This is a genomic window from Candidatus Pelagibacter sp. HIMB1521 (assembly GCF_052047875.1).
Lineage (GTDB): Bacteria > Pseudomonadota > Alphaproteobacteria > Pelagibacterales > Pelagibacteraceae > Pelagibacter.
Window position 1 is genome coordinate 1 of record NZ_JBNAIZ010000005.1, and the last position, 12,755, is coordinate 12,755.

Here is a 12,755-nt window from a genome sequence, read left to right on the forward strand (position 1 = left end):
TTCAACTATAAATTAGTAATAATAGAGAAAATTTATTTTTTATTTCATGTAATTAATAATTATATGAATAAATCTAAATCATTTGATCCACTTTGGGTTCCAATTATTTCTCAATATCAAAACACAAAAAATTTAGAGCTAGATGAAAAGCTTATTCAAAAACATATCAATTGGTTAGACCCATATGTAAAACAATTCTTGGTATGCGGGACTACAGGGGATGGGTGGGATTTAACTGATGAATTAATAATCAATTGGTTAGATATATTAAATGATAATTCTTTAATTAAAAAAGATAACAAAGTTTTATTTGGAGCATTTGGAAAAACAACAGAAGATGTTCTAAAACGGACAGATATAATTGAAAGATATATAATTAAAAATGGAACCTCTGCAGGATTTTTTGGATTAACTTTATGTGCTCCTGTTGATGAAAACATCAAACAAGAAGAAATTATTTCACATTTTAAACGTATTATTGAAAATACATATTTACCAATTTCTATCTATCAACTGCCTCAAGTAGTAAAATGCAATATTGAACCTGAAACATTAAAAATTTTAAAAGATAATTTTCACGATAGAATTCAATTATTTAAGGACACTAGTGGTGAGGATGATGTTGTTAATTCTGGAATTAATTTTAATGATTTAATATTTTTAAGAGGAGCAGAGGAAAATTATTTTGATCATTTACAGCCACACGGAAAATATGATGGATTTTTATTAAGCTCAGCAAATTGTTTTGGGAAAATTTTAAGAGAAATTTGTAATAATGTTGAACAGGGTAATTTTAGAGATGCAGAAAAGATGTCTCAAGAGCTAAGTGATATAATTAGAATTTCATTCTCAGAAGGTCAAAAACTAGATTTTGGAAACCCTTTTTCTAATGTAAATAAAGCTTTTGCTCATCTCTTGATTAATAAAGATAATCTTAGCTGCAAAACTTGTTTTGATAGAAATATACCTGGTGAGTTTCTAAATGATATGTTTTTATTATTAGCTAAATACAATTTAACAAAATCTTTAAACGTATAAATTAGATCTTAATTTTAGTATTTTCAGCCTATCAAAATTTGATGCATGATACGTCCTGGATAAAGCGTAAAAAAGCCTGTAAGAATTAAAGCAAAAAAATAAGTTGCGATCATTACTTGTTTGTGACGTTTAATATTACCAACTCTTACAAAGTAAATTCCAAGACCAAGAGAGAAAATTGTCCACAAACTCAATAAATGTATAGGACTATAATCTCCCCACATTTTTGTTTCGTGTATGAAAAAAGAGGTTATCGCTACAATCAGCATTAAGGCTACCCAAATACGACCTAACAATTTATGAATTGTTCCACCTTTTTTCATAGAAAGTTGAATACCACCTAAAATTATTGCAATCATTGCCATAATTGCATGAAGTGGTATAGGGTGTGCTTCATTGAATAATAAAGTCATGATCAAATTTTATCGAAATTTATTTGTAATTTTTATCTTACCATTTCTTATTACTATATCTCATACTTATGCTGCAACTGTAATTGTGAAAGTAAATAATATTGAGAAAAAAAGGTGAAATGCATTTAGCTATTTATGATGATGCAGAGGTATTTGAAAATGATGATGGTGAAAAAGGTGGTGCAGCAGAAGGCATTATTCAAGGTGTAATCGAAGATGTAGAAACTGGAAGTGTCACTTACACATTTGAATTACCAGATGGTACTTATGCTATCGGTATTTTTGTTGATAAAAACTACAATAATAAAATGGATAGAAATTTGTTTGGTGTGCCAAAAGAGCAATTTGGTTTTAGTAATAATGCCAAAGGTAAGTTTGGACCACCCTCATTTGAAGATGCTTCCTTTACTGTTTCAAGCGATATGAAACTTGAGATTAATTTATAAATTTCGGCGTACGAATTTGTTGAGATAAAAAAAATAATAAAAAATAACGATTTTAATAATTTCATTATTTTATTTTAAAGAGCCCTCTAGAACATATTTTAGAATTCTAACTACTTGTTTTTGATCTGAGGCAACTGCTGAGGCTGCAGCATCTACCTCTTTAAGAGCATGTTGATGATCATCACTATGAATAACTATAATAGATTTGTTTAATGCAGATGCATATCCAGCATCAAAAGCTGCGTTCCATTGTTTGTATTTTTCACCAAATTTAACAACGACAACATCGCTTTCTTTGATTGATTTTTTAGTTCTAATTGAATTGATATTGGCTCCTTTTCGATCTTTCCAAAAATTTTTCTCTTCAGGACCTAAGATTTCAACTCCACAATCGTCTGAAGATGCGTGATCAGTAACTGGAGATGAAAATTGAATGTCTAAATTTTGTTTTTTACATTCATCAATAATTTCATCTCGCCAATTTGTGTGAATTTCTCCTGCTAAATATACTTTCAACATCAACACCTCTTATTAAATCAATTAAAATTAATTAAAAATTTTTCAATAACTTTAACCGCTATTTGCATATCCTTTTCGATAGTAAATTCTTTTGGGTTATGACTTAAACCTTTTTGACTTCTTACAAAAAGCATTGAAATAGGACATAAATCAGACATTGCTGATGCATCGTGTGTTGCTCCTGACATCAATACAAATGGATTTAATTTTAAATTCTGAAATGATTTTTTAAGTGTACTCATAATTTTCTTATCACAACTAACAGCACTTTGATCGTAAGTTTTGTTTAAATTAAATTTAAGACCTCTTTTTTTGCAAATTAGCCCTATTTTTTTAGAAATCTCTTTTTCTACTTTTTTTCTTTTTTTATCATCGACACTTCTACATTCTACAAACGATAAAGATTTTGCAGGTATTGCATTTACACTATTTGGTCTATTCTCAATTGATGCCATCGTTGCTAAAAAGTTTTTATTTTTTTTAGCCAAATTTTCTACAGCATTAATTACTTCTGCAGTTGCAGCTAATGAATCTTTTCTAAGATGCATTGGAGTAGTACCCGCATGAGAAGCATAACCTTCGATTTCAAGTTTAAATCTAGATATTCCAGAAATACCATTCACTATTCCAACTGCTAAGTTTTTACTTTCTAGAACTGGTCCTTGTTCAATATGAACTTCAAAGAAGCCTAATAGATCTTTTTTATTTCTTTTTAATGAATTAATTTTTGATGGATTGCATCCAAAACTTTTTAAAGCTTGTTCAATAGAAATATTATTTTTATCTTTAAGTTTTAAATCTTTTTTATTAAACGTTCCTGCTAATGATCTTGGTCCCATTAATGCTGTTGGAAACCTAACACCTTCTTCATCTGCAAAAGCTAAAATTTCTACATTGTAAGGTAAAATAATTTTTTTTTTCTTTAATTCTTTTAAAGCTAAAATTGGAAGTATCACTCCCATGATACCATCATATCTTCCAGAGTTGTAACCGCTATCTTGGTGTGAACCTATCAATAATGTTTTAGCATTTTTTTTAGGACTGACGTATTTACCAATTAAAGTTCCAGCTGCATCTAAACTAATTTTTAATCCAGCATCACTCATCCATTGTTTTAAAAGATTGTTTGCAGATTTATGTTCTTTTGTAAAAGGTAACCTCGTAACACCTTCTGCAGGTTTTGAACATTTTGCAATTTTTTCAATATAATTTTGTATAATCATTATTTAGTTGGAAGTTTTTTTAACCACTCTTTATATTTAGTTTTATTAGTCATTTTTAGAATTTTTTCTAGTTTTACCAATGGATTTGTATCATGATCCACTCTTATATTTAGTGGTGGATTGTTTTTTTTAAAGACTAGTAATGCAGCAGACATCAATCCTCTTTTGTCGCTGCCAAACTTTTTGCCTATTTTAAGAGCTTCTAGCAATGTCTTAGCTAATGGCTCATTTTTAAACTTAAAATTATCCACAATTTTATTAATCACTTTATCGTTGGACAGCATATTTCCACTTACAATCAAATTTGGCATAACAATATGATTAAAGTATTTTGTATTTTTATTTCCTGTAAATGAAAAACCTTTGCCAGATATGTTTAAACAAGCAACTTGTCTGTAATGTTTTTGCTTATCATTTTTGATAACTTTATTGGTTGCTGTTGTCGGTGAATATTTATTTAGATTATTTAAAATGTTTTCACCCCAAATAGTGCTTGGATAAAAACCTTGTGATGCTGTAACACCTTTTTTTATATCTCCTCTTAAAACCCATCCTCCTACACAAAGATTTCCTGTAGCAGCGGCTCCACCTATTTCGCCCGTTTTTGGATTTCTAGCTAAAATTGAAAATGTCATAAAATGGGTACCCTACTACAAAATTGTTTTATTTTAATATTTTTTTTAACCAGAAAAAAACTGAAATGAACAAATGATCGGGTTGAATTCAAAATTATCAATTGTTAGGCTTTATTTATAATAAATATAACGATGGAGATAAAATGTTAAAAAAGTTAAGAACGTTTTTTATTAGTCTTTTATCATTAGTTTTCATAACTGGTTTTACAGTTGCATCTAACGCCAAAGTATTGGTGGTAGGTCAAATAGCTGAGCCAAAATCTTTAGATCCAAGTACAGTTACGGCTGTAAATGACTTTAGAATAGTAATGAATATCTATGATGGACTTGTAAGATATACAGACGGAAAATTAGAAGTTGAACCAGCTTTAGCAAAAAGTTGGGACATTAGTAGCGACGGAACAGTTTATACATTCAATTTAAGATCAGGAATTAAATTTCATGATGGATCAGACTTTAACGCTGATGCCGTGAAGTTTAACTTTGATAGAATGTTAAACAAAGATCATCCTTATCACAATACAGGACCTTTCCCGCTATCTTTCTTTTTTTCAGCAATCAAATCAGTTGATGTAGTAAATGCTAATACAGTTAAGTTTACATTGAATGAGCCTTACGCTCCTTTTTTATCTAACTTGGCATATCCAACAGGTTTAATTGTTTCACCAGCAGGTGTTAAAAAATACGGAAAAGATTTTGGAAGAAATCCTTCTGGTACTGGTCCATTTAAATTTAATGAATGGAAATCAAATGAAAGAGTTGTTGTTGACAAAAACTCTGGTTATTGGGATGGAAAAGCTGGAACAGATGCAGTTGTTTTTAGACCTATAACTGATGCTAACACTAGAGTTGCAGAAATGCTTTCAGGTGGAATTGACATGATGGTTGAAGTTCCTCCTGCATCATTAAGTAAATTTGGTGGAAGTAAATTTAGCGTAGTTGAACAAGCAGGACCTCACGTTTGGTTCTTGATCTTAAATGCAAAAGAAGGTCCTTTTGCTAATAAGAAAGTAAGACAAGCTGCTAACTATGCAATTAACAAACAAGCAATTGTAAATGACGTGTTAGAAGGAACAGCTGCGATAGCTGCTGGACCAACACCTCCTGCATTTGCTTGGGCGTATAACAATAGTTTACAACCATATCCTTATGACCCTGCTAAAGCTAAAGCTTTAATTAAAGAAGCAGGTGTTGAAGGTGCAAAACTTACTTTCTATGTTACTGAAGGTGGTTCTGGAATGTTAGATCCTGTTGCAATGGGAACTGCAATACAAGCAGATCTTAAAGCTGTAGGTTTTGATGTTGAAATCAAAACTTTTGAATGGAACTCATTCCTAGGTGAAGTAAACCCAGGTTTAGAAGGAAAAGCAGACATGGCAGAAATGGCATGGATGACAAACGATCCTGATACACTTCCTTTCTTAGCGCTAAGAACAGAATCTTGGCCTGACAAAGGAGGATTTAACTCTGGATATTACTCAAACCCTAAAGTTGACGATCTTTTAAATAAAGCAAGATCATCTACTGACCAAGCAGAAAGAGCAAAACTGTATCAAGAGATGCAAGAAATTGTTCAAGAAGATGCTCCATGGGTATTTGTTGCTAACTGGAAACAAAATGCAGTTACTAGCAACAAAGTGAGTAACTTCTCACTTCAACCTTCATTCTTACTTTTATTAAAAGACGTTAAGAAAAACTAAAAAAAGTTAAGAATTATAATAGTTGCCCTAGGCTTAAAAAAGCCTAGGGTATTATCATGAATTATCTCCTTCAAAGATTACTATCAGCAATCCCTGTTCTTTTAGGTATTACAATTATAGTTTTTTTTATTATTTCACTAATTCCAGGAGATCCAGCAACAGCAATACTTGGTTCTTATGCAACACCTGAGAATGTAAAACTTCTTAATGAACAGCTAGGATTAGATAAGGGATTAGTTCAAAGATATTTCATTTGGCTTGGTAATTTAGTTCAAGGTGATCTTGGAAGATCGTTTGCTTTAAATCGTCCAGTATTGGATGAAATTTTAGAAAGATTTAATGCTACTTTAATTTTATCAGGGACTGCATTTATTTTATGTTCTGTTGTTGGAGTTTTAATTGGAACAATTTCAGCATTTAAACAATACACTATTACAGATAAGATAATCACTTTTACTGTTTTAACTGGAATTTCATTGCCATCATTTTTTTTAGGAATGATGATGATTTTATTATTTGCAGTTAATCTTCAGTGGCTCCCAGTATCAGGAATGTATGCAATTTATGGTGGGGGTGATTTTTTAGATCTAATTCATCATTTGATTATGCCTGCAATAGCACTTGCATTAGTTGCAACTGGAGTAGTTGCAAGAATAACAAGAAACTCTGTTTTAGAAATACTTAGACAAGACTACATTAGAACAGCAAGAGCTAAAGGAGTTAGAGAAGCAAATGTACTTTTCAAACATGTTTTAAGAATTGCAATTGTCACTATTCTTCCAATTTTAGGTTTGCAGGCTGGATTTGTTTTATCTGGATCTGTTTTTATTGAAATTGTTTTTCAATGGCCAGGTGTTGGACGAATGTTGGTCGATGCAATTTTAAAAAGAGATATTTTACTTGTTCAAGGTGGTGTCATGTTTGTTGCTGCTTGTTATGTATTATTCAATATCGCAGTTGATTTGTTGCAAAGATATTTAGATCCAAGGATTAAATGATTAATTTTTTAAAATTAATTTCAAGAAACAAACTTGCTTTATTTGGTGGGATTTTATTAGTAATTATTTTTGTAGTGTCATTTTTAAGCCCTTTGTTGCCATTAAAAGATCCTGATGTCATTAAAACGAGTGACAGATTTCTTTTACCTTTTTCAGAAGGATATTTGCTTGGTACAGACCATTTAGGTAGAGATTTGTTATCAAGATTATTATGGGGAACTAGATTAAGTTTATTGGTTGGAATATCAGCAGCTTTAATTTCAGCAACCATTGGATCAATACTTGGAACTATTGCTGGGTTTTATGGAAATAAAACTGACAACGTTATTATGCGTATCATAGATGTCTTGATGGCATTTCCTTATATTTTGTTAGCACTTGCAATAGTTGCAGTTTTAGGCCCTGGTCTTTTTAATGCTATGATTGCAGTTGCTCTAGTTAACATTCCTTTTTTTGCAAGAAATATCAGAGGTGTCACAGTCACGATTGCTAATAAAGAGTTTATTGATGCTGCAAGATTATCTGGGATGAGTAATTTTAAAATTATTATTTATGAAATTTTTCCAAATATTCTTCCGGTAATAGTTGTTACAATTTCAACAACTGTTGGCTGGATGATACTAGAAACAGCTGGATTATCATTTTTAGGTTTAGGTTCACAACCACCACAAGCTGATTTAGGTTCAATGCTTGGTGAAGGAAGAAGTTCTCTAATTGTAAATCCTCATACATCATATGTACCTGGAGCTATGATTTTCTTAATTGTTATTGGCGTTAATTTGTTTGGTGATGGTATTAGAGATGCATTAGATCCAAGGTTAAGCAAAGGAGAATTGGTTAAACCTCAACCTGTTACTCAAATTAAGTTAGAAAGAAATGTTGAAAATAACAGTAATTCTTTTTTATCAGTACAGAATTTAACTACAGCTTTTGAATTTGATAACAAATTACACCTAGCATCCAAGGATGTTTCGTTTGATATAAAAAAAGGTGAATGTTTAGGTTTAATTGGTGAAAGTGGTTCAGGAAAATCGGTAACAGCCTTATCAATTACTTGTCTTGTTGCTTCTCCTCCAGGCGTGATTGTTGATGGATCAGTAAAATTTCAGGGTGATGATATTTTAAAAATGAATTATGAACAAATTAGAGAGTTAAGAGGAAATAAAATTTCATATATTTTCCAAGATCCTCTCTCTACCCTACACCCACTGATTAAAATTGGAAAACAGCTTGAAGAAGCATTTATTGAACACAATCATCAAAAAAATAACGAAGCTACATTAAAAGGGAAAGAGTTATTAAAATTAGTTCAAATTCCTAATATTGAAAATGTATGGAATTCCTATCCTCATGAACTTTCTGGTGGAATGAGACAAAGAGTTTCTATTGCAATGGCATTAACCAATGATCCAGAATTAATTATTGCAGACGAACCAACAACTGCTTTAGATGTAACAGTTCAAGCTCAAATATTATCATTACTGGATACTTTAAGAAAAGAGAGAGGATTATCCGTGTTATTTATTTCACATGACTTTGGAGTTGTTTCACAAATTTGTGATCGTGTGATTGTAATGTATGGAGGTCAAATTGTTGAGGAAGGTAAAACAGAAAATATAATGAGCAAACCAAGACATCCATACACTAGTCAGTTAATGGAGTGTGTTCCTCATATTGGATTTGGCAAAAGAAAACTTCCAACGATATTAGGTAGTCCCCCATCAATTACGCATAAGAAAGAAATTGGATGTTCATTTGCTAGTCGTTGCTTAATTAAAAAAGATAACTGTCTAAATGAAGATATCAAAATAGTTCAGAAAGGAGATAGTGAGGTTAGGTGTTTATATCCTCATGAATAACACAATGGACATTTTATCTGCAAACAATCTTTCAAAGTTTTATTCAAAAAATAAAGGTTTATTTAACAAGCAATCAATAAATCTAAGAGCCGTAAACAATATTAATATTAATTTAAAAGCAAAAGAGTCACTTGGAATAGTTGGCGAGTCTGGTTGTGGTAAATCAACATTGGCAAAAATGTTAGCAGGATTAATTTCACCTTCCTCTGGTGAAATAAAGATACAAGACAAAGATATAAATAATTATGAAAAGCATGAACTACCAAATCATATTCAATATATGTTCCAGGACCCAATCAGTAGTCTCAATCCAAGAAAAACAATCTATCAATCTTTAGCAGCACCTTTAAAATATCTTAGAAATCTTGATGAAAAAGAAATTGAAAAAGAAATTAAAAGCATAATTAAAGAAGTTAATTTAAAAGAAGAATTTTTAAATCGTTTCCCACACGAATTTTCAGGAGGCCAAGCTCAAAGAATTGGTATTGCAAGAGTATTACTATCTAAAGCGAAGATTATAATCCTAGACGAGCCAGTTTCTGCTCTAGATGTTTCAGTTCAATCACAAATATTAAATTTATTAAACGATTTGCAGAAAAAGTTTGAATTGTCTTATATTGTAATTAGTCATGACCTTGCTGTGATAGAAGCTATATGTGACAGAGTAATGGTTATGTATTTTGGTGATATAGTTGAAAAATCTGATGCTAAAGAATTATTTCAAAAACCTTATCATCCATACACAAATTTACTTTTAAATAGTGTACCTAAAACTAATCAAAAAATTGAAATTCAAAGTTTAGTTGAAACAGAATTGCCTGATCCTATTAATCCACCTAAAGGATGTTCGTTTTATTCTAGATGTGAAAATAAAGCTGAAAAATGCAAAGATGTTAATCCTTCAGAAACTGATAAAGAAAATAGAAAATATAAATGTTTTTTCCCAAACATTTAATGCTTGTTTAAGCTAGATCTAATAACCTAACTTTCTATCTATTTGATTAATTAATTCTTTATTATCTGTGAATAATTTTAAATTTTTAAAGAAAATTTTAAGAACCATCTCAATATAATTACCCTCACTATCAGAGGATATATGAGGAGTGATAATTAAATTTGGGGTATCCCAAAGGTTTGATGTTTTTGGAATTGGTTCTTGTGAAAATACATCTAAAATTGCTCCAGCAATTTCATTGTTTTGAAGTTTAATCCTTAAAGCTTCGTAATCTAAAACTGATTGCCTTCCAATATTAACAATCCCACACGTAGATTTTAATTTATCTAATCTTGATTTATTAATTAATCCTTTAGTCTCCTCTGTTTCTGGAACTGCTAGATATAAAAAATCAGCATCAGGTAAAACTTCATCAATTTTATCAAATGTAATAACTTTAGAGCATCCCTCAACATTTTTTCCTTTTCTATTAACACCAATAACGTTTGCTCCAAGTTTGCTGATATGTTTAATCATTGAACCACCCAAAGAACCAGTTCCAACAACAACTACTTTTCTTCCCTCTATTGGTTTTCCAAGTAAAGATACAAATTCTTTATTTTTTTGGTTCGTTACAATTCTCGTCATGTGATTTTGGAGCATTAAAATACTCATCAAACCAAATTCCCCTGCTTTTTTAGCATGAACACCGCTACTGTTTGTTAAAACTAAATCTTCTGTCATCCAATCAAATGGAGATAAATGATTAACACCAGCTGAAATCACATGGATCCATTTAAGGTTAGGTGCAATTTTTTTTAAATCTTGTGTTGGAAACTGCCAACCAAGTAAAATGTCAGCTGATTGCATTGAAGAGACAAAATTATCATCATCCCAATCAATTACATATTCAACTTTGTCTCTTAATTCAGGATATTGATCAAAACCCTTTTCAATTTTTTCCTTAGTGATTGTATTATTTTTCTCCCCTTCAGCATCACAAGGTAAAAATCCCTCTTTCCAATGATTATTTCTGATATGGATTTTAATTTTTTTCATATTTTAAATTAATATTATCTTTAATTTCGTTTAATAAAAAATAGATTATTGTATAAATAACTATGCCTTCATTTGATGTAATTAGTAAAATTAATTATCAAGAATTTGATAATGCTTTAGCAAATTGTTTAAGAGAAATTAGCAATCGATATGATTTTAAAGGACTTCACATCACTATTGAGCGAAAAGATAAATCAGTAACTACTAATGCTCCTGATGAATTAAAATTAAAGCAAGTTAATGAATTGCTACAAACACATTTAGTAAGAAGAAAAGTAGATCCAAGAGTTTTAGAAGTTAAAAGTTCCGAAGGTGCTTCAGGTGGAGCAATAAGACAAGTAAGTGAACTTAAAGAAGGTATTAGCCAAGAAAATGCAAAAAAAGTTATAGCAGACATTAAAAAACTTAAACTTAAAATTCAGGTTAAAATTCAAGGAGATGAATTAAGAGTTGATGGTAAAAAAAGAGATGATCTTCAAGAAGCTATAGCAGCAATTAAAGCTATTGATATTGGGCTTCCAATAGACTTTGTAAACTTTAGAGATTAATCCTCCCAAACTATTTATTGTATTTGGTACAAAAAGATATAAGCAGACACTCAATTACTTAAAAATTTATACCAATCCCGACATAATGAACTTCTCTGATCTAAACATTGAAAATAAATTAAAAAGATCAATTGAATTAGCTGAATTTAAAACTCCAACCCCTATTCAAAGTCAATCAATACCAATTAGCTTAGAAGGAAAAGATGTTTTAGGAACTGCTCAAACCGGTACCGGTAAAACATTAGCATTTACAATTCCAATGCTGAATAAGCTTTTAAAAGATAAGCAAGCAATGGCATTAATAATTTGTCCAACAAGAGAACTTGCAACACAGGTCATGGAAACTGTTCTAAAACTAAATATTAGAGAGATAGGAATTGGTAATGCTCTTTTAATTGGTGGTGAGAGTATGCAAAAACAACTTAGACAATTAAAAAAAGGAGCAAGAATTATAGTTGGAACCCCTGGAAGAATTAACGATCACATAGAACGAAAAAGTTTGAACTTATCTAGAGTAAATTACTTAGTTCTAGATGAGACAGATCGAATGTTAGATATGGGATTTACTCCTCAAATAGAAGTAATTTTAAAATTTATTCCAAAAAATCATCAAACATTATTGTTTTCTGCAACTTTACCTGAAAACATTTTAAAAATTTCTCAAAAGTATCTTAACAATCCTGAAAGAGTGTCTGTTGGATCTTTATCAACTCCAATTGAAAAAATTAAACAAGAAACTTTTCAAATCACAGCAGACAAGAAATATCATGAGTTGATTAATCAATTAGTTGAAAGAAGTGGATCTATTTTAGTTTTTGTTAAAACTAAACATGGTGCTGATAAAATTGTAAAAAGATTAAAGTATGATGGCCATAAAGCTGATGCCATTCATGGAAATCTTAGACAAAGTAAAAGAGATAGAGTTATTAGAGGATTTAGAAATGGTAATAGTAGGATTTTAATTGCAACAGATGTTGCAGCAAGAGGATTAGATATTCCAGTTATAAAACACGTAATCAATTACGATCTTCCACAAGTTCCAGAAGATTATATTCACAGAATAGGTAGAACTGGTCGTGCTGGAAAAGATGGTTCTGCTTTAACTTTTTTAACAAACAACGACAGAAGTATGTGGAGATCTATACAAAAATTAATAGATCCTGACTTTAAACTTAAAGAAGAAGCAAGACCAAACAATCAAAAGAATAAGAAATTTAATAAAAAAAATAAATTTAAAAAGAAATTTAAGAATAAATTTTCTAACAATAAATTAAGTAAAAAGAAGAAATTCAAAAAATTTGAAAACAAAGATAATAAAAGAAAATTTAAAAATAGAAAAAGACCTAAAAACTTTAAGTTTAAAAAAAATAAAAGAAAATAGAT

The 12,755-nt window shown here is 30.3% G+C and carries 13 protein-coding genes; 8 read left to right on the forward strand and 5 right to left on the reverse strand.

The genetic code is table 11. The annotated features are described in order from the left end of the window. On the forward strand, positions 1–1,038 hold a 1,038-nt coding region (locus ACTTA5_RS02465), incomplete at its 5' end, for a dihydrodipicolinate synthase family protein (protein WP_440647629.1). A 23-nt stretch (positions 1,039–1,061) separates the two neighbouring features. Here the strand turns inward: ACTTA5_RS02465 and ACTTA5_RS02470 are convergent. Then, positions 1,062–1,451 (reverse strand): DUF2306 domain-containing protein, encoded by a 390-nt coding sequence (locus ACTTA5_RS02470; RefSeq protein WP_440647631.1) that lies wholly within the window; start codon positions 1,449–1,451, stop codon positions 1,062–1,064. Positions 1,452–1,570: 119 nt separating this feature from the next. On the opposite strand from ACTTA5_RS02470, the gene ACTTA5_RS02475 reads away from it, so the two are divergent. Beyond that, positions 1,571–1,897, forward strand: a complete 327-nt coding sequence (locus ACTTA5_RS02475) for a DUF2141 domain-containing protein (protein ID WP_440647633.1) — start codon at positions 1,571–1,573, stop codon at positions 1,895–1,897. Positions 1,898–1,966: 69 nt separating this feature from the next. Here the strand turns inward: ACTTA5_RS02475 and ACTTA5_RS02480 are convergent, their stop codons facing one another. The 3 genes from ACTTA5_RS02480 to ACTTA5_RS02490 are packed head-to-tail and all read right to left on the reverse strand — an operon-like array spanning position 1,967 to position 4,274. After that, entirely contained in the window at positions 1,967–2,416 is a 450-nt protein-coding gene (locus tag ACTTA5_RS02480; RefSeq protein ID WP_440647635.1) for a YtoQ family protein, read from the reverse strand. Between the two features lie 17 nt (positions 2,417–2,433). Beyond that, positions 2,434–3,639 (reverse strand): M20 family metallo-hydrolase, encoded by a 1,206-nt coding sequence (locus ACTTA5_RS02485; protein ID WP_440647637.1) that lies wholly within the window; start codon positions 3,637–3,639, stop codon positions 2,434–2,436. Next, positions 3,639–4,274, reverse strand: a complete 636-nt coding sequence (locus ACTTA5_RS02490) for a DUF1028 domain-containing protein (protein WP_440647639.1) — start codon at positions 4,272–4,274, stop codon at positions 3,639–3,641. The genes ACTTA5_RS02485 and ACTTA5_RS02490 overlap by 1 nt, the downstream gene beginning before the upstream one ends. A gap of 143 nt (positions 4,275–4,417) precedes the next feature. Between ACTTA5_RS02490 and ACTTA5_RS02495 the strand changes: the two genes are divergently transcribed. From ACTTA5_RS02495 to ACTTA5_RS02510, 4 genes are read left to right on the forward strand one after another with little or no spacing between them, the layout of a single operon-like run. Continuing rightward, positions 4,418–5,974: an ABC transporter substrate-binding protein gene (locus ACTTA5_RS02495; protein WP_440647641.1), complete on the forward strand. Its 1,557-nt coding sequence runs from the start codon at positions 4,418–4,420 to the stop codon at positions 5,972–5,974. 56 nt (positions 5,975–6,030) lie between these two features. Continuing rightward, complete coding sequence (locus ACTTA5_RS02500; protein WP_440647643.1) at positions 6,031–6,972, forward strand: ABC transporter permease; 942 nt, start codon at positions 6,031–6,033, stop codon at positions 6,970–6,972. Further along, positions 6,969–8,831 carry a dipeptide/oligopeptide/nickel ABC transporter permease/ATP-binding protein gene (locus ACTTA5_RS02505; protein WP_440647645.1) on the forward strand — a complete coding sequence of 621 codons (1,863 nt, stop codon included), beginning with the start codon at positions 6,969–6,971 and terminating at the stop codon, positions 8,829–8,831. The genes ACTTA5_RS02500 and ACTTA5_RS02505 overlap by 4 nt, the downstream gene beginning before the upstream one ends. Beyond that, on the forward strand, positions 8,824–9,786 hold the full coding sequence (locus tag ACTTA5_RS02510) for an oligopeptide/dipeptide ABC transporter ATP-binding protein (protein ID WP_440647650.1): 963 nt from the start codon (positions 8,824–8,826) through the stop codon (positions 9,784–9,786). The genes ACTTA5_RS02505 and ACTTA5_RS02510 overlap by 8 nt, the downstream gene beginning before the upstream one ends. Before the next feature lie 18 nt (positions 9,787–9,804). Here ACTTA5_RS02510 and ACTTA5_RS02515 read toward each other — a convergent pair whose 3' ends face one another. Next, the gene (locus ACTTA5_RS02515) at positions 9,805–10,824 is read right to left on the reverse strand and encodes a D-2-hydroxyacid dehydrogenase (protein ID WP_440647654.1); all 1,020 of its coding nucleotides are present in this window, start codon (positions 10,822–10,824) and stop codon (positions 9,805–9,807) included. A gap of 62 nt (positions 10,825–10,886) precedes the next feature. Here ACTTA5_RS02515 and ACTTA5_RS02520 point away from each other — a divergent pair, with 62 nt between their 5' ends. Next, a complete protein-coding gene (locus ACTTA5_RS02520; protein ID WP_262589405.1) occupies positions 10,887–11,372 on the forward strand; it encodes a YajQ family cyclic di-GMP-binding protein in 486 nt (161 codons plus the stop codon). A gap of 85 nt (positions 11,373–11,457) precedes the next feature. Beyond that, positions 11,458–12,753: a DEAD/DEAH box helicase gene (locus ACTTA5_RS02525; protein WP_440647656.1), complete on the forward strand. Its 1,296-nt coding sequence runs from the start codon at positions 11,458–11,460 to the stop codon at positions 12,751–12,753. Positions 12,754–12,755 lie beyond the last annotated feature (2 nt).